The sequence below is a fragment of the Streptomyces sp. DH-12 genome, from assembly GCF_002899455.1.
In the GTDB taxonomy this organism is placed as follows: domain Bacteria; phylum Actinomycetota; class Actinomycetes; order Streptomycetales; family Streptomycetaceae; genus Streptomyces.
The window spans coordinates 1984015-2009998 of sequence record NZ_PPFB01000001.1 but is presented as its reverse complement, the minus strand read 5'-3'; the positions used below and the strand labels follow the sequence as shown (position 1 = coordinate 2009998).

Below are 25984 nucleotides of genomic sequence, written 5' to 3'. Positions count from 1 at the left end.
CTCACACCCTTGAGGCGCCCCGCCCGCGAGGCGCCGTCACCCATCCGGCTTCCGCCCGTAAGTCAGCCCAGAAGGACGTGTCCCATGGATGCCGCCACCGTGGGCATCGCCGTACTCGTCGGCGCCGCCCTGTTGCTCGTGCTCATCGGTCTGCTGCTCGTCACCAAATTGTTCCGCAAGGTGGAACAGGGCAAGGCGCTGATCGTCTCCAAGCTCCGCAAGGTCGACGTGACCTTCACCGGCTCGGTCGTGCTGCCCGTGCTGCACAAGGCCGAGGTGATGGACATCTCGGTGAAGACCATCGAGATCACCCGGGCCGGCAAGGAAGGACTGATCTGCCGGGACAACATCCGGGCGGACATCCGCATCACGTTCTTCGTCAAGGTCAACAAGACCGTCGAGGACGTCATCAAGGTCGCCCAGGCCGTCGGCACCGCCCGCGCCAGTGACCGCAACACGCTCCAGGAGCTGTTCCACGCCAAGTTCTCCGAGGCGCTGAAGACCGTCGGCAAGCAGATGGACTTCACCGACCTCTACACCAAGCGCGAGGAACTGCGGTACCGCATCATCGAGGTCATCGGCGTCGACCTGAACGGCTACCACCTCGAGGACGCCGCGATCGACTACCTGGAGCAGACGCCGCTCACCCAGCTCGACCCGGGCAACGTCCTCGACGCGCAGGGCATCCGCAAGATCACCGAGCTGACCGCGGTGGAGCACGTCCGCACCAACGAGGCGCAGCGCAACGAGGAGAAGGAGATCACCCGGCAGGACGTCGACGCGCGCGAGGCGATCCTGGAGCTGCAGCGCCGGCAGGCCGACGCGGAGATCAAGCAGAGGCGGGAGATCGAGACCGTGCGCGCCCGCGAGGAGGCGGAGACCGCGCGGGTCGTCGAGGAGGAACGGCTGCGGGCGCAGAGCGCCTTCCTGCGCACCGAGGAACAGCTCGGCGTGCAGCGGGAGAACCAGGCCCGTGAGGTCGCCGTCGCCGCGAAGAACCGCGAGCGGGTCATCGCCGTGGAGAGCGAGCGCATCGAGAAGGACCGCCTGCTGGAGGTCATCGCCCGTGAGCGGGAGACCGAACTGACCCGGATCGCCGCGGAGAAGGAGGTCGAGGCGGAGAAGCGGGAGATCGCCGAGGTCATCCGCGAGCGCGTGGCGGTGGACCGTACGGTCGCCGAGCAGGAGGAGTCCATCAAGAAGCTGCGGGCCGTCGAGGAGGCGGAGCGGCAGCGCCAGGCCGTGATCATCGCCGCGGAGGCCGAGGCCCAGGAGAAGCTGGTCAAGGACATCAAGGCAGCCGAGGCCGCCGAGCAGGCCGCCGCGCACCGCGCCGCCGAGGAACTCACCCTGGCCGAGGCCCGGTTGAAGACGGCCGACCTGGACGCCAAGGCCAAGCTGCGGCTCGCGGAGGGTGTTCAGGCCGAGTCCGCCGCCGAGGGTCTCGCCGCCGTCCAGGTGCGTGACAAGGAGGCCGAGGTCATCGAGAAGGCGGGCCGTGCCGAGGCCGGGGCCACCGAGGCCCGGCTGCGCGCGGAGGCCGAGGGCGCCCGGGCCAAGGCGGTCGCCGAGGCGGAGGCCGTCTCGGGCAGGCTGCGCGCCGAGGCGGCCGGCCTCACCGAGAAGGCGGCGGCGATGGCCGCGCTCGACGAGGCGTCCCGCGGTCACGAGGAGTACCGGCTGCGGCTGGAGGCGGAGAAGGACGTCCGGCTCGCCGGTCTGGACGTGCAGCGGCAGGTCGCGGAGGCCCAGGCCACCGTGCTCGCCACCGGCCTGGAGAACGCGGACATCAACATCGTCGGCGGCGACTCGGTCTTCTTCGACCGCCTGGTGTCGTCCATCGCGCTCGGCAAGGGCGTGGACGGCTTCGTCCAGCACTCCGAGACCGCCCAGGCCCTCGCCGGACCCTGGCTGGACGGCTCCGCGAGCTTCACCGACGACCTGAGCCGGATCCTCGGCTCCGTGACCACCTCCGACGTGCGGAACCTCACGGTGTCCGCCCTGCTGATGAAGCTGATGCAGCAGGGCGGCGAGCACACCGGGCAGTTCAAGCAACTGCTCGACAAGGCGGGTGAGCTGGGCCTGGCGGACACGCCGCTGGCCGTGCCGAACGGTCGCACCAGGGCCTGACCACCACCCGGCCGGGAGCCGCCGCACAGGGGACGGCGGCTCCCGGCCGGGCTTCCCGAGAGGCAGCCATGACCACCGGCACCCACGAGCCCACCCACGACAGCGCCCGCCCCGGTCCGGCCGGCGCCGCCCCGGACGCGTCCGCCGCCGGCCCGGCGGTCGACGGCGGCGCCTACCAGGTGCTGCGCGACCGCCTCACCGACCGCGCCCGCGAACTCGCCCGCCGCGCCGAGGCGCTGAACCGGCGCCGGGCCGAGGAGTTCGGCGCTCCCGAGCTGCGCCTCACCGGCGCCGAGCGGCTGCGCACCGAGCGCACCGCCGTGCCCCGCGACATCGTCGCCGTCGGTGACGTGCTGCTCCTCGGCTACGAGACCCGGCCCCGCCCGGAGCGGGACACCGCCGTCGGCGACGTCCTCGCGCTCCACGACCGCGGCCTCGACCGGCTGCCCGACGACGCCGTGCCCGGCCTGCTCGACGACCCCGCTTTCGTACGGGAGTTCGCGGCCCTGCACCGCTACTACCGGCAGGCCCGCCTGCTGCGGCTGCGCCGCGTCGAGGGCAGGCTGCTCGCCGTCTTCCAGACCGGCGAGAAGGCCGGCGACATCCGCGTCCTGCGGTGGTCGGTGTCCGAGGACGGCCGCGCCGAGTTCCTCGACGCCCGCGGCGACCGCGACCACGCGCGCGTCCCGCCCGCCGACGTCGAGTGGACGCCCGCCACCCGCGAGGACCACGTCCTCGGCCGCCACCCGCACGTCTCCGTGCGGGGCGAGGTGTTCGTCGACACCCTCGGCGGCACCCTCACGATCAAGGCGGAGAACGACACCGGCACCCCCGACGGCATCCACAGCGAGCCCGTCGACGAGCCCCTGCAGTCCCTCGCCGACGCCGACATCGCCCACGCCCGCGTCGGCCCGCTGATCCTGCTGCGGATCCTCCCGTACAAGGAGACCGCCCCCCGCCACCTGGTCTTCCACACCCTCACCCGCACCGTCGTCCGCCTCGACGGCATCGGACAGGGCTGCCGCCGGCTGCCCGAGGACCAGGGCATCGTCTTCCCCGGCGGCTACTGCCTCGCCGCCGGAGGCCACAAGACCTACGACCTCGACACCGACGGCATGGAGTTCGAGCGCGAGGTGCGCTCCCCGTACGGCGAGGACGTGCTCTACGCCTTCCACGCGCCCGCACGCGGACGTGCCCTGCTGCTCTCCTACAACCAGATCCGCGAGGCCGTCGCCACCCCGATGGCCTGCCACGGTTGGGCCCTCTTCGACGACGGTCGCCTCACCCTGCTGCGCCCCGAGGGCGACGAACCCGCCCGCGTGCACCCGGTGCAGCTGTGGGACACGCCGTACCTGTCCGACGCCCGCGCCGCCGCGCGGCCCGTGGGGGAGGGGCCGCTGGCCCGGGTGGGCAACGCCGACCTGGTGCGCGGCGTCTCCGACTGCCTGTCACTGGCCCGCGCCGCCGCCGAGACCACCCCCACCGCCGGGATCTACGCCACCCTGGCCGCCGCCTGCGTGCGCGCCCTGGACACCCACCACTGGCTGGGCGACCCCGAGGTCGGCGACCTGCGCACCCCGCTGGAGGAGGTGCGCACCACCGCCGAGCAGGTGCTCGCCGAGTTCGAGACGGTCACCGACCTCACCCGCCGGGCCACCGAGGCGCTCGACGAGGCGGCCGGGCGGATCGCGTCCGTGGTGCGCCGGCTGCGCGGCGAACAGCCCCGCGAGGCCGCCGTCTGGGTCCGCGGCCTCACCGAACTCCGCCAGGCCCAGGGCCACCTGCTGACCCTGAAGGAGATGCGGTACGCGGACCACGGGCGGATCGACGCGCTGGCCGCCGAGACCGACGACGACCTCGCCTCCTTCGGGCAGCGCGCCGTCGCCTTCCTGGCCCGCGCGGACGCCTTCGCCGCCCACCACGCCGGCCTGGAGCGGCTGCACGCCGACATCGAGGCGGTCACCACCACCGCCCAGGCCGCCCCGCTCGCCGCCCGCCTCGACGAACTCGCGGACGGGCTGCGCACGGTGACCGAGGTGGTCGCCGGGCTCGACATCGCCGACGCCACCGTCCGCACCGGCGTCCTGGAGCGCGTCGCCGACGCCCTCGGCGGCGTCAACCGCGCCCGCGCCACGCTCGACGCCCGCCGCCGGAGCCTCCTCGACCGCGAGGCGCGCGCCGGTCTCGCCGCCGAGCTGACCCTGCTCGGGCAGACCGTCACCGGCGCCCTCGCCGCGGCCGACGACCCCGAGGCCTGCGACGACCAGCTCGCCCGGGTCCTCGCCCAGCTCGAGGAAGTGGAGTCGCGGTTCGCCGAGTTCGACGACGTCCTCGGTGAACTCGCCGGCCGGCGCACCGAGATCCACGACGCGTTCGCCGCCCGCAAGCAGAGCCTCACCGACGCCCGCGCCCGCCGCGCCGGACAGCTCGCCTCCGCCGCCGGACGGGTGCTGGAGACGATCGTCCGCCGCAGCGCCGCGCTCCCCGACGCCGACGCGGTGAGCACCTACTTCGCCTCCGACCCGCTGGTCGCCAAGGTCCGCCGCAGCGCCGACGACCTGCGCGCCCTCGGCGACCGGGTGCGCGCCGAGGAACTCGACGGCAGGCTGCGCTCGGCCCGCGAGGAGGCCGCCCGCGCCCTGCGCGACCGCACCGACCTGTACGCCGACGGCGGCCGCACCCTCCGCCTGGGCGCGCACCGCTTCGCCGTCTCCACCCATCCCTTCGACCTCACCGTCGTCCCGCACGAGGACGGACTCGCCCTCGCCCTCACCGGCACCGACTACCGCGCCCCCGTCACCGACCCCGCCCTGCTCGCCGCCCGCCCGCTGTGGGACCGGCACCTGCCGTCCGAGTCGCCGCAGGTCAGCCGCGCCGAGCACCTCGCCGCCCGGCTGCTGCACGAGCACGGCCCGGACGCGCTCGCCGGCGCCGACGACCTCGCCGCCCTGGTCCGCACGGCCGCCGAGGAGGCGTACGACGAGGGATACGAGCGGGGCGTCCACGACCACGACGCCACCGCGCTCCTCACCGCCCTGCTGCCGCTGCACGACGGCGCCGGCACCCTGCGCCACCCCTCCGCCGCCCGCGCCCACGCCCTGCTGTTCTGGACGCACGGCACCACGGAGCAGGAACGCGCCGACCTCACCCGTCGCGCCCGCTCGCTGGCCCGGGTGCGGGACGCCTTCGGAGCCCCGCCCGCGATGGACGCGCTGCGAGGCGAACTCGCCCGCGCGGTGGGGGAGTGGGACCCGGACGCGCCCGTCCGCCCGGAGGCGTGCGCCGCGTACCTCTTCGACGAACTCACCACCGGGCCCGAGGGGTTCGTGATCAGCGCCCGCGTCCGCACCCTGCTCGACAAGTTCCGCCGCACGGTCGCCCCGGAGGCGTACGACGAGGACCTCACCGCCCTCGCCGGCCTCACCGCGCGCCGTCAGCTCGTCGAGGCGTGGCTGACCGCGTACACGCAGGCGACCGGCGAGCAGGGGGACGCCGGGGACCTCGCGGAGGCCGTGGCCGCCGAGCTGTGCCCGGACGTGCCCCGTCACGAGTCGGACGCGCCCCTCACCGTCACCGTCGAGGGCCTGGTCTCCACCCACCCGCGCATCGCCGACCGCAGGCTCACCCTCCGCCTGGACGAGTTCCTCGCCCGCACCGACGCGTTCCGGGCGCGTGAGGCGCCCGCCTTCCGCGCCTTCCAGCGGCGCCGCGCGGCGCTCGTCACCGCCGAGCGCGCCCGGCTGCGCCTGGACGACCACCGGCCGCGCGTGACGGCGTCGTTCGTGCGCAACCGGCTGGTCGACGAGGTGTACCTGCCGCTGGTCGGCGACAGCCTCGCCAAGCAGCTCGGCACCACGGGCGAGTCGGCCCGCACCGGCACCGGCGGACTGCTGCTGCTCCTGTCCCCGCCCGGCTACGGCAAGACGACCCTCATGGAGTACGTCGCCCACCGCCTCGGCCTGGTCCTGGTGCGGATCAGCGGCCCGGCGCTCGGCCACGGCGTCACCTCGCTCGACCCGGCCCAGGCGCCGAACGCCACCGCCCGCCAGGAGGTCGAGAAGATCAACTTCGCGTTGGCGGCGGGCAGCAACACCCTGCTGTACCTGGACGACATCCAGCACACCTCGCCCGAGCTGCTGCAGAAGTTCATCCCGCTGTGCGACGCCACCCGCCGGGTGGAGGGCGTGTGGCAGGGCGAGCCGCGCACCTACGACCTGCGCGGCAAGCGGTTCGCGGTGTGCATGGCCGGCAACCCCTACACCGAGTCCGGCGAGGTCTTCCGGGTCCCCGACATGCTGGCCAACCGGGCCGACGTGTGGAACCTCGGTGACGTCCTCACCGGCAAGGAGGACGTCTTCGCGCTCAGCTTCGTGGAGAACGCGCTCACCGCGAACCCGGTGCTCGCGCCGCTGGCCGGACGCGACCGCGCCGACCTGGACCTGCTGATCCGGCTCGCCGCGGACGACCCGACGGCCCGCCCGGACCGCCTGGTCCACCCGTACGCGCCGACCGAACTCGACCGCGTGCTCGCGGTGTTGCGCCACCTGCTCACCGCCCGCCGGACGGTCCTCGCGGTCAACGCGGCGTACATCGCGTCCGCGGCCCGCTCCGACGACGCCCGCACCGAGCCGCCGTTCCTGCTCCAGGGCTCCTACCGCAACATGAACAAGATCGCTCAGCGGATCCAGCCCGTCATGAACGACGCCGAACTGTCCGCCGTCGTCGAGGACCACTACACCGCCGAGGCCCAGACCCTCACCACGGGCGCCGAGGCGAACCTGCTGAAGCTCGCCGAACTGCGCGGCACGCTCACGCGTGAACAGGCCGCCCGCTGGGCGGAGGTGAAGGCGGCTCACGTCCGCACCCTCACCCTGGGCGGCCCCGGCGACGACGCCCTCGCCCGCGCGGTGGCCGCCCTCGCCCTGCTCGGCGACCGCATCGCGGCCGTCGAGTCGGCGATCACGCGCGCGGCCGATCCCCGGCGCCTCCCGGCGGGCCCGTCGCGGCAGGACGGCGACGGCTGAAGCGGCCTTGCCGAGAAGCCTGGGTGCCGGGCCGCGCCCCGTGCGGCCCGGCACGTTTTCGCGCCACGAAATTGACCTGAAAACGGCGGAGTCGAGGTTTGTCTACGCGCGGAGCAGGTTCGGTCACCTCAGTATTCGGATCATTCCGGATGACTTCTCGACCGGTAGTTACCGTGTGGTATTCCGCCCTGCTACAACTCCTGTTGCTCCCTCAACTACCGTCGCGAGTCTCGTCGTGAAGGGCGGACACACGTGTCAAAGCGTTCACTGGGAACAACGCTCGCCACCCTGATCCTGGGTGCCGCGACCGTCCTCGGCCTGGCACACCCTGCCGCGGCCGCCGGCCACCACTACGTGGCACTCGGCGACTCCTACTCCTCCGGGGTGGGCGCCGGGAGCTACACCTCCGAGAGCGGCGACTGCAAGCGCAGCACCGCCGCCTACCCGCAGCTGTGGAAGAACGCCAACGCCCCCGCGTCCTTCAAGTTCGCCGCCTGTTCGGGCGCGACGACGACGAGCGTGGCCGGCACCCAGCTGAGCGCGCTGTCCTCCACGACCACGCTCGTCAGCGTCACCGCCGGCGGCAACGACGTCGGCTTCGCGGACGTCATGCAGACCTGCGTGCTCCAGAGCGAGGCCACCTGCGTCTCCCGAGTCAATACCGCCGTCTCGCAGATGCGCAACACCCTCCCGGGCAAGCTCGACTCGCTGTACTCCGGCATCCGCGCCCGCTCCCCGCAGGCGCACGTGGTCGTCCTCGGCTACCCGCGCTTCTACAAGCTGTCGGGCAGCTGCATCGCCGGCCTCAGCGAGACCGAGCGCTCCGCGATCAACAACGCCGGCGACGTGCTCAACGGGGTGATCGCGAAGCGCGCGGCCGACGCCGGCTTCACCTACTCCAGCGTGGTCGACGAGTTCACCGGCCACGAGCTCTGCTCGGGCGACGCCTGGCTGCACAGCGTCACCTTCCCGATCGGCAACTCCTACCACCCGAAGGCCGTCGGCCAGTCGGGCGGCTACCTGCCCGCCTTCCGCTCGGCCGTCTGACCCCGGCTCGGGCCCCCGCACTCCGGCAGGGCGGCCGGCGCCGCCGGCTCCTCCGGGGTGCGGGGACCGACGTCCGCGGCGGCCCCCGGACCCCGCGCCCGCGGGAACAGGCCGGCCGCCACGCCCCACGGCAGCCCGAGCCCCGCCGCCGTGAGGAGGCCACGGCGGGACAGCACCTTCGCCACCGGGCCGGTGTGCGCGCCCGGCGGGGTCAGCGGCGCCGCGTCGTCGGCCCGGCGCAGGGCGAGGTCCACGTCGTGCGTGGCCGTCGCCACCGTCGTGCCGTTCGCCCGCAGCCGGCCGAGGGTGGCCGGCAGACGCTCCTGTCCGTCCGGGCCGAGGCCCGCCGTCGGCTCGTCCAGGGTCAGCACCCGGGGCCGCATGGCGACCGCCCCCGCGATCGCCGCCCGTACGACAGCGGATGCGCGGGCCGGCCGGCGGGCCCGGCGATGTCCAGCGCCTCCGGCGCCTCCGCCACCCGCGCCCGCGCCTCCGCGTCGGACGGGCCCAGGTTCGGCGGCCCGAACGACACGTCCTGCCCCACGGACGCGGCGAACAACTGGTCGTCCGGGTCCTGCACCACCAGCTGCACGGTGGTGCGCAGCGCCGTCAGCCCCTTCCGGCCGTGGCGCACCGCGCGGCCCGCCAGTCCCGACTCCCCGCCCCCCGGCCGCAGTCCGCCGCCCAGCAGCCGCATCAGCGTGGTCCTGCCGCTGCCGTTGCGTCCCGGCGGGGCCAGTGCCCGCCCCTCGCCCTGCCGGCGTCCGCGCCGCAGCCCGAAGCAGTACGCCAGGACGCCCGCGCCGATCGCGGCCCGGAGGGCGGACAGCGCCGACTCGGTCTCGCCGGCCGGCGGTTCGTACAGCGGGGAGAACCACGGTTCGTAGTCGGGGTCGATCTCGGTGACCGCGGTCTCCGCCTCGCCGTCCGCCCCGGCGAACGGCTCCTCCTCGTGGTCCCCGAGCCCGAACACCAGCGGGATCACGGCGAGGCCGGCGACGAGCAGCAGAAGCAGGGAGTTGATCTTCGCGTCGCGGCTCATCGGACCACCGCCCCGGCGGACCCGGCGCGCTCGCCCCCGGCGACCGAGGTGACCAGCACCCCGAGCCGGGTCGGCTCGCCCTTGCTCGACTGCACCAGCAGCCGCATCACCAGCACGGTCAGCAGCCCCTCGCCGACCGCGAGCGGGATCCGCGTGACGGCGCATACGGAGCCGAACGCGCCCAGCGCGCCCAGGAACCCGCTGCCCGGGTCCGGGAAGGCGAGCCGGTGACAAGCGGTGACGGGGCGCGCGGACGGCGCCCGGCGGCGTGTGACCCGGCGCACACCTGCGCGTCCGGACCGTGCCGCGTCCGTGTCCGGATCGGGTGACTAGGGGGCCGCCGTCCTGGGCAGGGTCTTGCTGCAATTAATATGCAACAACGATTTCCGGGCAACAGGATGTGAGGTTCGATGACGACCCGACGTATACGGGGAGCCGCCGCCGTGCTGGCGACGGCCGCGGTGGCCACCGCCTGCTCGGCGCCGGGCTCCGGCACCGCGGACGGCACGGCGGCCGCCGGGTCCGTCGTGATCGGCGTCTCCACCGAGCCGGACACCCTCAGCCCGCTGCTCGGCTACGGCAAGGACGGCAACTCCAAGATCTTCGACGGGCTCCTCGCCCGCAACGCCGACCTCAGCCTCAAGCCCGCGCTGGCGAAGGCGCTCCCGACGATCACGGACGGCGGCCGCACCTACACCTACACCCTGCGCGCGGGCGTGAAGTTCAGCGACGGCAAGCCGCTCACCGCGCGCGACGTCGTCTTCACGTACCGCACGGTGCTCGACGACGCCACCAACAACACCGCCAAGAGCGAACTCGCGGCCGTCAAGGACGTCCGGGCGGTGGGCGACGACACGGTCGTCTTCACCCTGCACCACCCCTACGCGCCGTTCGCGGCCCGCACGGTGCTGCCCATCGTCCCCGAGCACGTCGCCGGGAAGCAGGACCCCAACACCGGCGCCTTCAACACCGAGCCGATCGGCACCGGACCGTACGTCCTCGTCGACTGGCGCAAGGGCGAGAAGCTCACCTTCAAGGCCAACCCGCACTACTGGGGCGGCGCCCCGAAGGTGAAGAAGCTCACCATGGCGATCGTCGGCGACGACGACGTCCGCGCCACCCGGCTCCGCTCCGGCGACCTCGACGGCGCGGTCCTCCCGCCCAACCTCGCCGCCACCTTCAAGAGCGACGACGACAAGAAGACGTACCGGGCCACCTCCTACGACTTCCGCGCCGTCACCCTCCCCAGCGGCAACCCCGTCACGGGCGACACCGCGATCCGCCGCGCCCTCGACCTCGCCGTCGACCGGCAGGCCATGGTCGACAAGATCCTCGACGGCGCCGGCCGCCCCGCCTACGGTCCGCTGCCGCTCGACGACCCGTGGTTCGCCGAGGACGTCGAGCGGGACCAGGACCTCGCCGAGGCCGGCCGCATCCTCGACGCCGCCGGCTGGACGAAGGGCGAGGACGGCGTCCGCGCCAAGGACGGCCGCCCCGCCCGCTTCACGCTGTACTACCCCTCCGGCGACAAGGTCCGCCAGGACCACGCCCTCGCCTACGCCTCCGACGCCAAGAAGGCCGGCATCGACGTCAAGGTGGAGAGCGCCACCTGGGAGGTCATCGAGCCCCGCATGCACCGGGACGCCGTCCTCGCCGGCTTCGGCAGCACCGGCGACCCCGACTTCGGGCTCTACACGCTCCTGCACTCCTCCCTCGCCGGGGACGGCTTCAACAACATGGCCCACTACGACAACCCGGCCGTCGACCGGGCCCTCGAGACCGGCCGCCGCACCCAGGACCCCGAGGCCCGCGAGGCCGCCTACGACGCCCTCCAGCGCGCCCTCGTCAAGGACCCCGGCTACACCTTCCTCACCCACATCGACCACATGTACGTGCTCGCCGACCGCTGGAAGGGCCTCACCACCCAGACCGAACCGCACGAGCACGGCTTCGCCGCCGGACCCTGGTGGAACGTCGAGGACTGGCAGCCCGCGGCATGACCCACGCCCCCTGGCGAGCGATGGCACGGCTCACGGCGCGCCGCGCGCTGTACGCCGTGCCGGTGCTCCTCGTCGTCACGTTCGGCGTGTTCGCCGTCGCCGCCGCCTCCCCCTTCGACCCGGTCAAGGGCTATGCGGGCACCGCCGCCCTCGGCGCCGACCAGGAGACCCTGGACCGGCTGCGGGAGAACCTCGGCGTGGACGAGCCGTTCACCGCACGCTGGTGGGACTGGCTGACCTCCGCCCTCGGCGGCGACCTCGGCCAGTCCGCGGTGATGCGCCAGCCGGTGGCCGAGGTGATCGGCGAACGCCTGGTCTGGTCGACGCTGCTGTGCGCCGTCGCGTTCGCCGGAGCGGTCCTGCTCGGGACGGTGCTCGGCGTGCTCGCCGCCCGCCGCCCCGGCTCCCTCGTCGACCGCGCGGTCACCTCCGCCGCGTACGTCCTGGAGGCCGCGCCCGTCTTCTGGATCGCGCTCCTCGCCGTGTGGCTGTTCGCCCTCCAGCTCGACGTCCTCCCGGCCGGCGGCCTCACCGACACCGGCAGCGACCGGGTCACCTTCGGCGGACTGGTCCAGCACCTGGTGCTGCCCGCCGGCGTCCTCGCCGTCTCCCAGCTGCCCTGGTTCACGCTCTACGTCCGCCAGGGCGTCGGCGACGCCCTCGCGGAGGACCCCGTACGCGGGGCCCGGGCCCGCGGCCTGAGCGAACGCACCGTGCTGCTGGGCCACGCCCTGCGCTCCGGACTGCTGCCGGTGCTCACCCTCATCGGCTCCCGGGTGCCGGAGCTCATCACCGGGGCGCTGCTGGTGGAGACCGTCTTCAGCTGGCCCGGCATCGCCTCCGCCACGGTGGAGGCGGCCACCGCCGTCGACTTCCCGCTGCTGGCCGCGCTGACCACCCTCGCCACCGCCGCCGTCCTCGCCGGCAACCTGCTCGCCGACCTGCTCTACGGGCTGATCGACCCGAGGGTGAAGCTGGAGGAGATGTGACGCCCAAGGCCGACACCGCCGTGGCGGCGAACCCCGTCGAGACGGCCGCCGGGAAGACGGTCACCGAGAAGACGGCCGCCTCCGTGTGGCGCGCGCACGGCGCCGCCCGCCGCTCCACGCACGTCCTGCGGCTGCGCGTCTCCGCCGCCCTGGTCGCCGTGACCGTGCTCGCCGTGCTGCTCGTCCCGCCGCTGGTCCAGCTCGACCAGCAGGCCGTCGACCTGGCCGCCAAGCTCGAACCGCCGAGCTGGGCGCACCCGTTCGGCACCGACGACGTGGGCCGCGACCTGCTGCTGCGCTGCGTCTACGGGCTGCGGGTGTCCCTGCTGGTGGGCGTGGTGGCCGCGCTCACCGCCACGGTGATCGGCACCGCCGTGGGAGCCGCCGCCGGCGCCCTCGGCGGCTGGGCCGACCGCCTGGTCATGCGCCTGGTCGACACCCTGTCCTCCGTGCCGCACCTGCTGCTCGGCATCTTCATCGTGGCCATGTTCCGGCCGGGCGTCTGGCCGGTGGTGATCTCCGTCGCCCTCACCCACTGGCTGTCCACCGCGCGCATCGTCCGCGCGGAGGTGCTGTCGCTGCGCTCGCGGCCCTTCATCGACGCGGCCGTCTCCGGCGGGGCGTCCCGGTGGCGGGTGACGGTACGCCACCTGCTGCCGGGCGTGCTGCCGCAGGCCGGCCTCGCCGCCGTCCTGATGGTCCCGCACGCCATGTGGCACGAGTCGGCCCTGTCCTTCCTGGGCCTGGGCCTGCCCACCCACACCGCGAGCCTCGGCACCCTCATCCAGGGCGCGCGCGGCTCCCTGCTCGCCGGGCAGTGGTGGCCCACCCTGTTCCCCGGCCTGTTCCTGATCATCCCCACCCTCGCGGTCGCCGGCCTGGCCGGCGTCTGGCGCGAACGGATCAACCCGCGCCGCCGATCGGAGCTGATGCTGTGACGTCGGAACACGCCGTGACACCGGCGCAGTCCTTGCGGAAGACCGGCCCGTCGACGGCCGGACCCGCGTCCGTCCTGCCGACGGCCGAATCCGCGTCCGTCCTGCCGGCGGCCGAATCCGCTGCTGTCCCGGCGGGGAAGGAGGCGGCCCCCCTCCTCTCCGTCCGCGGCCTCTCCGTCCGCTTCCTGCTGCCCGGCGGCCGCCGCGTCGCCGCCGTGTCCGACGCCTCGTTCGACGTCGCACCGGGGGAGTGCCTCGCACTGATCGGGGAGAGCGGCTGCGGCAAGTCCGTGCTGGCGTCCGCCCTGCTCGGCCTGCTCCCGGCCAACGCACGCACCGCGGGCCACGCCCACCTGGGCGACCTCGACCTGCTCACGGCCGACGAGCGGACCCTCGCCCGCACCGTGCGCGGACGCCGTGTCGGCCTGGTCCCGCAGTCCCCGGCGGCGCACCTCACCCCGGTGCGCACCATCCGCGCCCACATCGAGGAGACGGTCGCCCGCCTCACCGGCGCCCGCGGCCGTGCCGCCCGCCGCGAGGCCGCCGAACGGGCCGCCGAGCGGGCCGAGTTCCCCGTGGACCACCTCGACCGGCACCCGCACGAACTGTCCGGCGGCCTGGCCCAGCGCGCCGCGACCGCCCTCGCGCTGATCGGCGAGGCGCCGCTGCTGCTCGCGGACGAACCGACCACCGGCCTGGACCGCGACCTGGTGGACCGCACGGTCGACGAACTGCGCCGCCACGTGGACGACGGCCACGCCCTGCTGATGATCACCCACGACCTGGCCGCCGCCCAGCGCATCGCCGACCGCGTCGCGGTCATGTACGCGGGCCGCATCGTCGAACTGACCGACGCGGACGCCTTCTTCGGCGCCCCGGGCCCCCGCCACCCCTACAGCCGCGGCCTGCTGGAAGCCCTCCCCGAACGGTCCTTCACGCCCATCCCCGGCCTGCCCCCCGAACTGGGCAGCCTCCCCGAGGGCTGCGCCTTCGCCCCCCGATGCGACCGCGCCACGGACGCCTGCGCGGCCCTCCCGCCCTTCACGGCGTCGGTCGCCTGCCACCACCCGGTGCAGGCCCCCGCCGACGTCGCCGAGGCGGCCCGCACCCCGGAGGACATCCGTGCTTGAGCTGCGCGCCGTCACCGCCGGCTACGACCGCCGCGCCCCCGTCGTCCGCGACGCCGACCTCACCGTCGCCCCGGGCGAGGCGGTGGGCCTGCTCGGCCCGAGCGGCTGCGGCAAGTCCACCCTCGCCCGGGTCGCCGCCCTGCTGCACCGCCCGGACGCCGGCGAGGTCGTCCTCGACGGCACGCCCGTCCGCGGCTTCCGGCACCGCGCCCCCCGGGGGCAGCGCACCGCGATCGGCGTGGTCTTCCAGCAGCCCCGCCTCGCCGCCGACCCCCGGCTGCGCCTGGCCGACCTGATTGCGGAACCCCTGCGGGCGACCGGCCGGCGCGCCTCGGCCGCGGACCGCGTGGCGGAACTGGCCGACACCGTGGGCCTCACCCCGGACCTGCTCGGCCGCCGCCCCCACGAGGTCAGCGACGGGCAGCTGCAACGCGCCTGCCTGGCACGGGCGTTGGCCCTGGAGCCGCGCTGGCTGGTGTGCGACGAGATGACGGCGATGCTCGACGCGTCGACCACGGCCGCGCTGGTGCGCGTCGTCGAGGACTACCGCGCGGCGACGGGCGCGGGACTGCTGTCGGTCGGCCACGACCGCACCCTGCTGAACCGCTGGTGCGACCGTACGGTCCCCTGGGAGGCGGTGGCCGCGGGCTGACGCCCGGGCCCGGACCCGCCTCCCGGGGAACGGGTCACAGCTGGACGTCGCCGGTGAGGTCCGCCTCCTCGAACGGGGCGTCCCCGAACTCCTCGTCCGCGAACTCCTCGCCCGCGGGACCACCGCCGAGGGTGCCGGAGAGGATGTCACCCATCAGTTCCTCGAGGCGCAGCTCGGTCGCCCCGGCGGGCGCCTCGGGCTTCTCGCCCTCGCTGACGCGCAGCACCAGCGCCAGCTTCTTGACCTTCGCCTTCTCCGCCAGCTCGGCGAGGTCGACGGACACCTCGGTCAGCTCGCCGTTCTTCAGGGTGAAGTCGGCGCTGACCTTCTTGTTCGGAACGTCCTTGAAGTCCTTGGCGGTGGGCATCTCGTCGCCGCCCGGCAGCTCCTTCTGCAGCGGCCGCATCGCGTCGAACAGCTCGGTCAGCAGGGTGCGGAACGGCGCGGTCGCCGTGATGCGCTCGGTGCCGTCCGGACCGTCGGAGGTGGTGAGGTCGACCTGCTCGGCGACGGCCTTCTTCAGCGCGTCCGTCAGCTTCTTCTGCGTCGTGGCGTCGAGGCTGGGCTCGGCGGAGGGCTCCTCGCCGCCGGGGCCCTGCGCCCCGGACAGGCCGTCCCTGGTCTCTTCGATCTCCTTCTGGGAGACCTTGATCCACTCACCGGCGAGGAGCTTCTTGAACGCGCCCGCATCGGCCGGCAGTTCACTGGCCGGCGGCAGCGGGCTGCCCGACATCTCCGCGAGCGCCGCGGCGTCGAGGCGGACGTAGAGGTAGTCGCCGACCAGCCGGTACTCGAGGAGGGCGCCGTCCGGGCCGCTGACCTTCATCGCCATCGCGGTGAAGTCCTTCTCCCCGGACTTCTTGATCGGCTTCTTCGAGTGCACGGAGACGCTGATCCTCGCCTCGGCGAGCAGCTCGGCGACCTCGTCGGTCATCTCCTCGCCCGGCGCCGACGCCTCGGCGTCCAGCGCCTTCAGGGAGGCGACGTCGGTGTCGAGGTCCAGCTCGAAGGCGAGCGAACGCTCCTCACCGAGCTTCTCGAAGGCGTTGTCCAGCTTCTGTCCGGCGGACAGGTTCTCCACGGTCCCGCAGGCGGCGGTGCCGGCGAGGACCATGCCGGCGACGGCGGTGGTGGTCAGGGTCTTGCGCAGCGCAAAAATGACGATCTCCTTGTCAAGCGACCGGTGCGGTCGTCAAAGGAGACGCCCGACCAGTTAGAACGGTTGTATGACGTAAGTAAGTTCACCGGCGAACAGGCCCCGCGGGCGGGCGCGGACGCGACTCACCGGCCCACCCGCTGGGAAGAACCGGACCATGTCCACTCACACGACGGCCGCCGGAGGCGTCCAGGTCTGCTCCCTCAAACGGGACACCCCGCAGACGATCCCGGCGAACAGCCCGTACACGGTCATCCGGTTCCCGTTCGGGTCCGCCGAGTCCAGCGACCGCTTCGCCATGCACCAGGTCGACCAGCCGGACGGTCACGTCGTCACCGACTGGGACTCCGACCCCCGCTCCGGCCTGATATGGCCGAGCGCCGCCGGCTGGGGCACCCTGTACGCGATGATCCAGTGGGAGGCCGGAGGGTACGACGAACTCCGCGACCAGTTCGTCCGCGACCCGCTCGGCCTCACCCCGAACCCCAACGACACCACGGCCACGGAACACCGCCCGCCCAGCCCCGGCATGCAGTGCTGGACCAAGAGCTGGGGCATCTTCGTCGACCCGTCCGTCCCCCTCGCCGTACGCGCCACCCACGACGACACCGTGGCCCGCAAGATCGTCCTGGCGGAGTTCAAGCTGGTGATCCACGAGGCCGCGTGACCCGCCCCGGCCGGGGGCGTCACCGGCCGGGGTCACCGCCGGCCTCCCCGGCCGGTGCTGACCGTGACGTACGTGAAGCCCTCCCCCTCCCGGGGCGCACGGTTCCAGGACCGCGTGGTCAGGTGCGGCAGGATGCCCTCGGCCAGGGCGTGCCGGGGAAGGGACAGGCCGAACACGTCCTGCACGGCGGCCAGCAGGCGCCGCTCACGGTCCGCGTCGTCGACGCCGCGCAGGACGTGTTCCGGGTCGAGGGCCCGGGGCACCGGCCCCGAGCGCTCGACGTCCGTGCCGTGCAGCGTGTACGCGTACAGCTCCTTCCCCCGCTCGGCGACCGACAGGTGGAACATCACCGGAGCGTCGCCGCGACCGCGGCGTGCCCACAGCACCACCGCCCGGCCGCCGTGCGAGGCGCCGGCGGCCGGGGAGACGAAGAGGGGCCCCGGCCCCGACACCCGCGGGGCCGTGTCGAAGCCGAACGCCCACCCGGAGCCCGTCCGCCCCACCGCCAGCACGGCCCGGTCCTCCCACAGCGCCCAGCCGTCCCGCCGCCTGGCGTCGCCGACGTCGTGGGGGAACCACCCGGCGGGACGGCTGGGCGGAGCGGTCAGGCCCGCGCCCCCGTCCTGCCCGACCAGGCCGGGCAGCGCCTCCGGCTCCGCGCCCTCCACCCACAGACACCGGTAGGAGCCGTGCGGGGCGTTCCACCGCTGGGGCTCCGCCAGCCAGCTCAGCCCCGGCGGATCCAGGTCAGGCACCGGTTCGGGCACCGGGCCCGTACGGCCGGCCCGGGGCGTGGACAGCAGCTCCAGCCCCCGCTCCCGCGTCACCACCGGCCCCAGGACCGGGTCGGCCAGCAGGCCGAGCGGCACCAGCAGGCCCGGCGCGGGCGGCGACCAGGACGGCAGCGCGGCGCGGACGACCCGCCACGCGGTGTCCGTGTCACCCCACCGCGCGGCCTCCCTCGCCTCGGCGACCGCCCGTCCGAAGGCGCCGTCCGGCGCGTAACGGTAGGAGCCGTCGCGTACCCGGGCGAGGATGTCGTCGGCTGCCGCCCGGACCACGTCGTCGGTCTCGGCGCCCAGCACGAACGGGCGGGCGGGACCAGGGAAGCGGCCGTCCCGCACATGGGCGAGGGCCATCACGGGCACCAGGTCGTCCACGCACCGCGGATCGTCGACGAGCCCGCCGAAGTGCACGTTCCCGTACCCGGCGCCCCGCGCCGTCGTGTCGAGCTGTTGCAGCATGCCCCAGGCTCCCGGCCGTCCGTAGCGCCGCGCGACAGTCAGCAGGTCCCGCGCGGCCTCCCACCTCCCGCCCAGCGCGTCCTCCCGCGCCCGCTCGACGTCGGCGTCCAGGGCGCGGGTGGTGTCGTTCACGAAGTCCGGAAGCTGCGCCCGGTCGGCGTGGAAGGACTCGTACCTGCGCTGCATGTAGGCGCGGAACGACGGATAGCGGGCCGGGTACTCGCCGCTCCACCCCTTGTAGACGTAGAGGGCCCACTCGCCGTCCTCGTCGGTGTCGCCCGGGTCCAGCAGCACGTAGGACATGTCGGAGTCGGTCTCCAGCTGCAGGGCCCGCTCCCACATCCCGGCCGCCAGCACCTCCTGCTCGGTCGACCGCTCGTGCAGGCTGCTCCGGTAGAGCGGCGTCATGTCGAACGGATCCCCGAACCAGCCGATCTCGTGCGCCGCCCCCAGCCGGTGGACCGAATCGTCGTGCAGCCGCCAGCCGTTGCCGGCCAGGAGGAACTCCCGGTAGGACGGAGGCAGCCGGGTGCCCAGACGCCGCTCGGCGTCGGCCACCTCCGCCTCGGACGCCGGGGGTTCCTCCGGCCTCAGCTCGGCGAGGGTCGTCTCCCCCTCCGCCAGCTCCATCGCCTCGTCCTCGCTCGGCACCCACTCGTCCCGCCAACGCCGAAGGAACGTCCGCCAGTCGAACCCGTTGTCGCTCACCCGCCGATGGTGACAGCCCCCACTGACACCGCCGCCTCCGGAGTCCCGTCCGGCGGTGACAGGCGGGGACGCGAGTCGGACGGCCGGGCGCTCCCGTGTCCGGCCCTGCTCCTCGGGCACGGCGTCGCCCACGTCCCGTCCGGTCAGGACGGGATCAGTCGAATTGCATGATCTCGCCGGCGCCCGTCTGCGCGTACATGTCGTTGACGATCTTCTGCGCCAGTGCGCGGTGCTCGGACGGCACCTCGACGCGCACCCACAACAGGTAGGACTGCTGAGCTCCTCCGTCCTTGTACCGCCAGGCCCAGTACCGCTTCATGGCCATGCGGTATCGGCCGTCACCGACCGGGCCGGCCGCGTAGTACGTGGTTTCCTCGTGCTTCTTCCACGGGGTGGTGGCGTCGTCGGGGACGGCGCGCAGGAACGCGGCCGTCTCCTTGTCGCCGCAGTACGCCCCGCACCGCTCGCTCCGGATCTCCAGGCGCAGGTCGGGGAGCAGGCCGGCCTTGACGAGGTCCGGCACCGCCGGGCACGTGTACGCGCTCGGACCGTCGGTGACGCCGCTGTCGTACTGACAGTCCATGTGCTTGGGCGCGCGGAAGGTGAAGGGGACGGAGTGCAGCTTCCAGAGGTAGGAGCGCTCGTCGTCCCGCCAGGTCGCGCCGTCCACCGAACCGGTGGCCCGCCAGTTGTAGTACGTGAAGCGGTTGTCCTCGGCGGGCACGGCCGACGGCGGGGTGACGGAGGTGAGCGGCCGGTCGACGGCCGCCACGGTGGTGCCCCGGGACAGGGGCTTCGGGTCCCCCTCGCGGGGGCGCATCCCGGCGAGGCCGGCCCGGCGGAGCGCCTTCCGGGCCAGGATCTGGGCGATCTCGGCCACGCGGTCGGACGAGGCGAACTCCTCGCCGTAGTCGAGCTGGACCAGGGCGTTGCCGACCCGCACGCCGACCCTGGCCGTCATCAGCCTCTCCACGCGGGGGGAGGAGCCGGCCAAGCCGGGCCAGACGGACAGGTACGCCTCGTGGCCGAGGCCGCTGAGATCCCGGTGGAAGCCCCTGGCCGACACGCCCTCCTCCCCGGCGTTCGGCGCGCCGGCGCGGAGCTGTCCGTAATGGAGCTGGGCCACCTCGGTCCCGCTGACCGTGACGCCGTCGCCGGCGAGCAGGACCCGGCTGACGCCGATGGCCACGTTGCGGCTGAACGGCGCCTGCTCTCCCGCCGAGCACGAAGCGTCGTCGTCCCCGTCCACCCGGGCCGGGTCCCGCATCAGCCGGGCCACGTCCGCCGCGTCGAGAAGGGCGCAGGCGGCGGGCAGCGAGCGGACCGGCCACGGCACGCGCTCGCCGACCATCGCTCCGGAGCCCACCGCCAGCGGTCCGGCCGAGGCCGCGACGACGAGCACCTCGGCCACGGCCCGGCGAACCCGCCCCGGTGCGGCCCGGGGCCGCGCGACCGCCTCGGCCGGCACACCGCGGGCGAGACGGTTCCGCAGCTCGATGTGCCGGAACCGGTAGACGCCGCCGGCCTGCCGCAGCACCCCGCGGGCGTGCGCGTCCTCCAGGAAGGGGAGGAGACGCCAGGGAAGCCGGCCGGTGGCCCAGAAGTACAGGCGGGCCAGGGTGAACCCGCCCCACGCGGACGCGCCGAAGGCGAACAGCAGCCAGGACACCGGCGTCGCCACGGCCATCAGCACCCAGTCGCGCGCGGTGACGACGTCCCTGCCGCCTCCCACGACCTGCCAGACGAGCAGCATCAGAGGCGGCAGGGGGAGCACGTACCGCACCGGTGTCGCCTCGTTGTCCAGGCGGAGCGGGACGAACCAGCCCAGGGCGAGCACGCTGCGCCGGTCCGCCCGCAGCAGGGCGGCCGGGCTGTCGGCCACGGCCGGATCGGCACTGCGCCACACGTACCTCAGGACCCGGGGCCCGTACCACCACACCACCGCGCCGGAGAGCGGGGAGAGGTAGAACAACCATTCCTCCCAGCGGACGACGGCCGCCATCGTGGCGGCGATCGTGAGGACGGCCAGGGCCGCCCGGATCCGCTCCGTCCACGGCGCGAACGCGCCCCGGACGTCCTCGCGGGCGGGCCGGTGCAGCCTGCGCGGCGGCTCCTGCCGCCCGGTGGTGCGAACGGCCGCCTCCGCGACGAGCGCCAGCCCGCAGAGCATCACGTACGCGCCGGGCACGGACAGCAGCGGCAGCCACTGCCGCCACCACGGCAGCCCGGGGGCGAGGACCGCGACCGACAGCGAGCCGGCGACGAGCGCCGGCACCAGGACGAGCACGGAGACGAACCGGGGCAGGGTCCGGTCCAGACGCCACCAGGCGAGGTCCTGTTCGTTCGCCGCCCGCATCCGGGCGGCGAGGAAACCGATCCAGGCGCGCGCCTGTTGGGGCGACCAGCCGCCGTGCGCCGCCTGGATGTCGTGCGAGGAGCTGTAGACGGCGTCCAGGAACGCGTCGTACAGATGGCGCTCGATGTCGGCGCGGGACCCGAACGCATCCGGCTCCAGCAGTTCCGAGGGATCGGCGCCGCCGCGGGCGTACGCGACCCGGGCCAGCCCCACCATCAGCGGAACGGACAGCACCCGCCTCAGCCGCCGTACCTCGGGCGGCGCGGCGGAGGAACCGCCGGCGATCCGGTCCAGGACCGGTGTCCAGCGGGTGGGCCCCTGACCGGGGCTGAGGTACGCCCGCACGGTCGCGTCGCCGAGCGGGCTCAGCCGGATCTCGGTGCGCTCGAAGTCCTGCTGGTCAGGCACGTGCCGGCGGTACTCGGGTTCGCGGCTGGCCAGCACGAAGGGCCGGCGGCCGCGCAGGGTCTCGCCGATCTGACGGAGGGCGGCGGCCCGCCGGTTCCCCGGGAGTTCGTCGAAACCGTCGAGCACCGGCAGGACCCGGCCGGTGAGGAGGAGGTCGAAGGCGACGTCCGCCGGGGGCGCTCCGGGCATCGGGGTGCACGCCTCCGGGTGCGCTTCGGCGAGCTGATCCGCCATCCAGCGCAACAGGCCCTGGCCCGGGTCCCAGGACGCCAGCGACACGACCACCGGCACCGGGTCGCCGGAGCCGGAGGCCCGGCGTCGCAGCAGGGCGTGGGCCAGACGCAGGACGATCACGGACTTGCCGGCGCCGGCGCCGCCGAGGACGACCAGACGGCGGGCGGGGGTGGCGGTGTAGTAGTCGACGATGTCCTGCGGGACGAGGAGTGCCGGCGGGGGTCCTCCCTCCGCGCCGGCACCCTCCCGTCCCGCTCCCTCCGCCCACGGCGTCAGGGTCGTCCAGGTCACGTCCAGCGGGGAGGGATCGTTGAGCCTCGTCAGGCGTTCGTCCTCGTCGTAGCGGACGGCCAGGCTCTCCGCGAGCGCCTCGGCGACGCGGTCGAGGGTGCGCCGGGTGCGCCAGGCGGCCTGGCGCCGGAGAGCCCGCTTCCTGCGTGCCCGGAACCACACGGCGTGTCCGCCCGCACCCGCGAGGAGCAGCCAGCCGACCACCACCGGCCCCGGGTCGATCCGCGCGGGAAGCGGGAGTTCGGGGCGGGCGAGGAGCAGGAACACCCCGAGCAGAGCGACGGCGTACGGCAGGACGGCCGCGCCGGGGCCACGACCGGGGCCGGGAGCGCCGGCACCGCGCACCGCGTGCAGGCCGCTCTCCCCGTGCAGGGTGACGTTCTCGACGACCTGGGCGAAGACGACGTTGTGCTGGGTGCCTCCGGAGATCTCCTGGTGCAAGCCGTCGCCGCCGGTCGTCCGGCTCCCCTCGCCGCCCGCCACGCCCCCGCTTCCCCTCCGTCAGCCCAGGTTGATCGAACCGTGGACGTCGCGGGTGAAGACGACGTTGTGCTGGGTGCCCCCCGAGATCTCCTGGTGCTGGGCGCCCCCGCCGCTCGACGCGCCGGGCAGCTGTTCCGCCTCCCGCCGCCACAGTGCGAGGGCCTCGGCGAACGCCGGGTCCTGGCGGGCGCGCAGGGCGAGACCCTCGGCCAGCCGGGCGGCACGCTCCTCGTCGGAGGCGTCCTCGTCCAGGGCCGTGACCAACTCGCCCACCGCCGCCTCGCCGTCCCCCTGTCCGGCGTCGGGCTCCCGGGCGGGGGACCGCTGCGCGAGGGAGCGCAGCCGCTCCCACAGGTTCTGTCCGGCGGCCCCGGCGGTCCCGCTCGCCAGGGCCATGAGAAGCTCCGCTGCCACGGGTTCCACGCGTCTCCCCTTCCCCGCACCCTCAGGGAGTACGACCATACGCCCCAACTAGGCCTTTTATCACGCCTGTTGTAACGGCGGCAGGGTCATGCCCCGACGGCCGGCGCGATGAGCACCGCCCGGACGGTCTTGCCGCTGGGCGGGTAGGGGACGCAGTCCCAGTGGTCGGCGAGGGCGGTGACGAGGGCCAGACCGCGTCCGGTGGTGCTCAGCGGGTCGGGTGCGGCGCCCGTGGGACGGGGGAGCGGCCGGAGGTCCCCGCGGGCGTCGCTGACCTCGACGCGGAGGCGGCCGCCGGCCGGGTCCAGAGCGAGCGTCAGCCGGAAGCAGCGCCCCGGCACACGCCCGTGCAGCACGGCGTTGGAGGCCAGCTCCGCGACGACGAGTTCGGCGCGCTCCGTGAGGTCCTGCGAGACGCCCCGGGAACGCAGCTCGGTCACCGCGAGAAGTCGCGCGAGACGGGCGCCGCGCCGCGTGGACGACAGGAGCTGGGTGAAGGCGCCGACCGAGGAGCCCGCTTGGGATGTCGCGTGGTTCATGGCGTCAGCGTGGCGGGAGAGGACGGGCGGAGGGGAGCACCACGCCCCGTACGCGGAGTGAGCGTACGGATGCGACGAGTGGACGGTGCGCTGGGCCTTCCGCGGTGCCGGGCGGGGAGCGCGGGTGTGGTGGCGACCGGGGGGCGGGTCCTCTCGATCCGTGATCGGCCGTCGCCCCGTCGTGGCCACCTGGAACGGGCCCGGGCGCCCGCCCGGGGTCCGGCCGCCCGTCCCGGTTCGGTGACCCACGTCACACTCGAATGCTGTCAGGAACCGGGGCGCCGTCCCGTTCAAGGGGCACGCGAACGAGACAGGCAGGAGCATCGCCATGAAGCACCGCATCGTCGTCCTCGGCGCCGGATACGCCGGGGCCTTCGCCGCCGGGAACCTGGCCCGCCGGCTCTCCCCCGCGGACACCGAGATCACCGTCGTCAACGCCGCGCCCGACTTCGTCGAGCGGATGCGGCTCCACCAGCTCGCGAGCGGCCAGGACATCGGGTCCCGCAAGCTCGCCGACCTGTTCGCGGGCACCGGGGTGCGGCTGCGCCTGGCCCGCGTCACCGGTGTCGACCCCGACCACAGGACCGTCGCCGTCACCGGCGAGGACGGCGACGGCGAACTCGCGTACGACACGCTCCTCTACACGCTCGGCAGTTCCGTCGCCCATCACGGCGTCCCCGGCGCGGCCGAGCACGCCCACGACGTGACCGGCCTGTCCTCGGCGCTGCGGCTGCGTGAACGCCTGGCCGGTCTGCGCGCGGGCGGCACCGTGCTGGTCGTCGGCGAAGGGCTGACCGGCATCGAGACCGCCGCCGAGATCGCCGAGTCCCGCCCCGACCTCTCGGTCGCGCTCGCCGCCCGCGGCGAGCCGGGCGCCCGGCTCTCCCCGAAGGCCCGCCGTCACCTGCGCCGGGCCTTCGACCGGCTCGGCGTCACCGTCCACGCGCACACCGCCGTCGAAGCCGTCGAGCCGACGCGGGTGATCGCCGCCGACGGCACGTCCGTCCCGGCCGACGTGACCGTGTGGTCGGCCGGGTTCGCCGTGCACCCCCTCGCCGCCGCAAGCGGCCTGGAGATCGCCGGAACCGGGCAGATCGTCGTCGACCGCACCATGCGCTCCCTCTCGCACCCGGACGTCTACGCCGCCGGCGACTGCGCCCACGCGATCGGCGAGAAGGGCCGGCCGCTGCCGATGTCCTGCGCCTCGGCCGGCGCCACCGCCACACAGGCGACCGCCGCGATCGTCGCGCGCCTGACGGGCGGCGAGATCCCGGTCACCGGCCTGAAGTACCACGGCAACCACATCAGTCTCGGGCGGCGGGACGCGATCATCCAGGTGGTGGACGGCGACGTCCGGCCGAAGTCCTGGTACCTGGGCGGCCGGACCGCCGCGCGGATCAAGTCGGGCGTGCTCAAGGGGGCCGGATGGGGCGTCGCTCACCCGACCTTCGGCATGCCGAAGCGCAGGCGCCGCCTGGCCACCGTGCCCGACCCGGCCGGTGCGTCCGACCACACCGGCGCGAGGGCCGCCGCCTAGGCGGCCGCACATGGACAGCGCAGCCGTCGAACGCTTCGAGGCCGGCCGGGGCCGACTGGCCTCGCTGGCGTACCGCCTGCTCGGCTCGGCCGCCGACGCCGAGGACGTCGTGCAGGACGCGTTCCTGCGCTGGCAGGACGCGGACCGCGAACGGATCGAGGTACCGGAGGCGTGGCTGACCAAGGTCGTCACCCACCTCTGCCTCGACCGGCTCCGCTCGGCGCAGGCGCGCCACGAGCGCGCGGCCGGCGCCTGGCTGCCCGAGCCGCTCCTGGAGGGCGACCCGATGCTCGGCCCCGCCGACCTCGTCGAGCGGCGCGAATCGGTGTCCCTGGCCGTCCTGACCCTCATGGAGCGCCTCTCACCGGTCGAGCGGGCCGTCTACGTCCTGCGCGAGGCCTTCTCGTACAGCCATGCCGAGATCGCCCGGATCCTCGACGTCACCGAGTCCGCGAGCCAGCAGCATGCCCACCGGGCCCGGGTCCGGGTCGCCGCCGAGCGCCGCCGCGGCAGCGAGGAGGTGGACCCCGCGTCCGCGCGCCGGGTCGTCGAGGAGTTCCTCGCCGCCGCCACGTCGGGGCGCACCGAGCGGCTGGTCGCGCTGCTCACCGACGACGTGACGGCGGTCTCGGACGCTGCAGGGCGGGCCAAGCGGCTGCTGCGGTTCACGACGCGCGAGCGCGTCGCCTCCTACGTGCGGGCGGGGTTCAGGCCCACGCCGGTGAAGCGGCGGCTGGCCGGCGGCTCGCCCGTGTTCCACATCGCGGTGGTCAACGGCTCCCCGGCGGTCCTGGCCGTGGTCGACGACCGGGTCGTGGGCACCGTGGCGTTCGACGTCAGGGACGGCAGGGTCGCGTCCCTGTGCGGCATCGCCGCCGCGGACCGGCTCGCGCGTCTCGACGAGGCCTGGCGGCGGCACGGAAGCGACGCACCGGTCGTCGCCGCGTGGTGACCGGCGCCCACGGGATCCGGCGACGCGTCCGGAC

Annotated in this window: 17 protein-coding genes and 3 pseudogenes; 11 read left to right on the top strand and 9 right to left on the bottom strand. The window is 74.4% G+C overall.

Annotation, left to right across the window (positions count from 1 at the left end):
• Window positions 1–84 precede the first annotated feature (84 nt).
• The 3 genes from C1708_RS07865 (at window position 85) to C1708_RS07855 (ending at window position 8201) form a co-directional block, all read left to right on the top strand.
• The gene (locus tag C1708_RS07865) at window positions 85–2130 is read left to right on the top strand and encodes an SPFH domain-containing protein (protein WP_106411973.1); all 2046 of its coding nucleotides are present in this window, start codon (window positions 85–87) and stop codon (window positions 2128–2130) included.
• 68 nt (window positions 2131–2198) lie between these two features.
• Entirely contained in the window at window positions 2199–7154 is a 4956-nt protein-coding gene (locus C1708_RS07860; protein WP_106411972.1) for a DNA repair ATPase, read from the top strand.
• Window positions 7155–7406: 252 nt separating this feature from the next.
• Window positions 7407–8201, top strand: a complete 795-nt coding sequence (locus C1708_RS07855) for an SGNH/GDSL hydrolase family protein (RefSeq protein ID WP_106411971.1) — start codon at window positions 7407–7409, stop codon at window positions 8199–8201.
• On the opposite strand, the gene C1708_RS07850 is transcribed toward C1708_RS07855, so the two are convergent.
• The 4 genes and pseudogenes from C1708_RS07850 to C1708_RS07840 all read right to left on the bottom strand — a co-directional run.
• Window positions 8171–8584, bottom strand: a complete 414-nt coding sequence (locus tag C1708_RS07850) for a hypothetical protein (RefSeq protein WP_106411970.1) — start codon at window positions 8582–8584, stop codon at window positions 8171–8173. The two genes, C1708_RS07855 and C1708_RS07850, sit on opposite strands and share 31 nt — an antisense overlap.
• A pseudogene (locus tag C1708_RS36105) lies at window positions 8566–8889 on the bottom strand (ATP-binding cassette domain-containing protein); the annotation flags it as partial. The pseudogene C1708_RS36105 and the gene C1708_RS07850, both read right to left, overlap by 19 nt.
• Window positions 8890–8925: 36 nt before the next feature.
• Window positions 8926–9243: pseudogene (locus C1708_RS36100) on the bottom strand (energy-coupling factor ABC transporter substrate-binding protein); the annotation flags it as partial.
• Window positions 9240–9467, bottom strand: a pseudogene (locus C1708_RS07840) (energy-coupling factor ABC transporter permease); the annotation flags it as partial. The pseudogenes C1708_RS07840 and C1708_RS36100, both read right to left, overlap by 4 nt.
• Window positions 9468–9653: 186 nt before the next feature.
• Between C1708_RS07840 and C1708_RS07835 the strand changes: the two are divergent.
• The 5 genes from C1708_RS07835 (at window position 9654) to C1708_RS07815 (ending at window position 14952) form a co-directional block, all read left to right on the top strand.
• Window positions 9654–11243, top strand: a complete 1590-nt coding sequence (locus C1708_RS07835; protein ID WP_106411968.1) for an ABC transporter substrate-binding protein — start codon at window positions 9654–9656, stop codon at window positions 11241–11243.
• A 20-nt stretch (window positions 11244–11263) separates the two neighbouring features.
• Window positions 11264–12232, top strand: coding sequence for an ABC transporter permease (locus C1708_RS07830; RefSeq protein ID WP_106411967.1), 969 nt, complete (start codon window positions 11264–11266; stop codon window positions 12230–12232).
• Window positions 12233–12252: 20 nt separating this feature from the next.
• On the top strand, window positions 12253–13170 hold the full coding sequence (locus tag C1708_RS07825; RefSeq protein WP_106416211.1) for an ABC transporter permease: 918 nt from the start codon (window positions 12253–12255) through the stop codon (window positions 13168–13170).
• A 101-nt stretch (window positions 13171–13271) separates the two neighbouring features.
• Window positions 13272–14300 (top strand): ABC transporter ATP-binding protein, encoded by a 1029-nt coding sequence (locus tag C1708_RS07820; RefSeq protein WP_106416210.1) that lies wholly within the window; start codon window positions 13272–13274, stop codon window positions 14298–14300.
• On the top strand, window positions 14293–14952 hold the full coding sequence (locus tag C1708_RS07815; RefSeq protein ID WP_106411966.1) for an ABC transporter ATP-binding protein: 660 nt from the start codon (window positions 14293–14295) through the stop codon (window positions 14950–14952). The genes C1708_RS07820 and C1708_RS07815 overlap by 8 nt, the downstream gene beginning before the upstream one ends.
• A 34-nt stretch (window positions 14953–14986) precedes the next feature.
• On the opposite strand, the gene C1708_RS07810 is transcribed toward C1708_RS07815, so the two are convergent.
• On the bottom strand, window positions 14987–16066 hold the full coding sequence (locus C1708_RS07810) for a hypothetical protein (protein WP_106411965.1): 1080 nt from the start codon (window positions 16064–16066) through the stop codon (window positions 14987–14989).
• 199 nt (window positions 16067–16265) lie between these two features.
• On the opposite strand from C1708_RS07810, the gene C1708_RS07805 reads away from it, so the two are divergent.
• Complete coding sequence (locus tag C1708_RS07805; protein ID WP_106411964.1) at window positions 16266–16775, top strand: hypothetical protein; 510 nt, start codon at window positions 16266–16268, stop codon at window positions 16773–16775.
• 32 nt (window positions 16776–16807) lie between these two features.
• Here C1708_RS07805 and C1708_RS07800 read toward each other — a convergent pair whose 3' ends face one another.
• The 4 genes from C1708_RS07800 to C1708_RS07785 form a co-directional block, all read right to left on the bottom strand.
• The gene (locus C1708_RS07800; protein WP_106416209.1) at window positions 16808–18727 is read right to left on the bottom strand and encodes an SMI1/KNR4 family protein; all 1920 of its coding nucleotides are present in this window, start codon (window positions 18725–18727) and stop codon (window positions 16808–16810) included.
• 154 nt (window positions 18728–18881) lie between these two features.
• Window positions 18882–22499, bottom strand: coding sequence for an NACHT domain-containing protein (locus tag C1708_RS35630; RefSeq protein ID WP_106411963.1), 3618 nt, complete (start codon window positions 22497–22499; stop codon window positions 18882–18884).
• An 18-nt stretch (window positions 22500–22517) separates the two neighbouring features.
• Window positions 22518–22922 (bottom strand): hypothetical protein, encoded by a 405-nt coding sequence (locus C1708_RS07790; RefSeq protein WP_106411962.1) that lies wholly within the window; start codon window positions 22920–22922, stop codon window positions 22518–22520.
• 86 nt (window positions 22923–23008) lie between these two features.
• Complete coding sequence (locus C1708_RS07785) at window positions 23009–23461, bottom strand: ATP-binding protein (RefSeq protein ID WP_106411961.1); 453 nt, start codon at window positions 23459–23461, stop codon at window positions 23009–23011.
• 328 nt (window positions 23462–23789) lie between these two features.
• On the opposite strand from C1708_RS07785, the gene C1708_RS07780 reads away from it, so the two are divergent.
• Window positions 23790–24998, top strand: a complete 1209-nt coding sequence (locus C1708_RS07780; protein ID WP_106411960.1) for an NAD(P)/FAD-dependent oxidoreductase — start codon at window positions 23790–23792, stop codon at window positions 24996–24998.
• A gap of 10 nt (window positions 24999–25008) precedes the next feature.
• Window positions 25009–25950, top strand: a complete 942-nt coding sequence (locus C1708_RS07775; RefSeq protein ID WP_106411959.1) for a sigma-70 family RNA polymerase sigma factor — start codon at window positions 25009–25011, stop codon at window positions 25948–25950.
• Window positions 25951–25984 lie beyond the last annotated feature (34 nt).

What these genes read in the sequence shown, in the direction of transcription:
- C1708_RS07865 (WP_106411973.1), top strand. Translation starts at nt 85, where the DNA reads ATGGATGCCGCCACCGTGGGCATCGCCGTACTCGTCGGCGCCGCCCTG.
- C1708_RS07860 (WP_106411972.1), top strand. Translation starts at nt 2,199, where the DNA reads ATGACCACCGGCACCCACGAGCCCACCCACGACAGCGCCCGCCCCGGT.
- C1708_RS07850 (WP_106411970.1), bottom strand. Translation starts at nt 8,584, where the DNA reads ATGCGGCCCCGGGTGCTGACCCTGGACGAGCCGACGGCGGGCCTCGGC.
- C1708_RS07835 (WP_106411968.1), top strand. Translation starts at nt 9,654, where the DNA reads ATGACGACCCGACGTATACGGGGAGCCGCCGCCGTGCTGGCGACGGCC.
- C1708_RS07830 (WP_106411967.1), top strand. Translation starts at nt 11,264, where the DNA reads ATGGCACGGCTCACGGCGCGCCGCGCGCTGTACGCCGTGCCGGTGCTC.
- C1708_RS07810 (WP_106411965.1), bottom strand. Translation starts at nt 16,066, where the DNA reads ATGGTCCTCGCCGGCACCGCCGCCTGCGGGACCGTGGAGAACCTGTCC.
- C1708_RS07805 (WP_106411964.1), top strand. Translation starts at nt 16,266, where the DNA reads ATGTCCACTCACACGACGGCCGCCGGAGGCGTCCAGGTCTGCTCCCTC.
- C1708_RS07785 (WP_106411961.1), bottom strand. Translation starts at nt 23,461, where the DNA reads ATGAACCACGCGACATCCCAAGCGGGCTCCTCGGTCGGCGCCTTCACC.
- C1708_RS07780 (WP_106411960.1), top strand. Translation starts at nt 23,790, where the DNA reads ATGAAGCACCGCATCGTCGTCCTCGGCGCCGGATACGCCGGGGCCTTC.
- C1708_RS07775 (WP_106411959.1), top strand. Translation starts at nt 25,009, where the DNA reads ATGGACAGCGCAGCCGTCGAACGCTTCGAGGCCGGCCGGGGCCGACTG.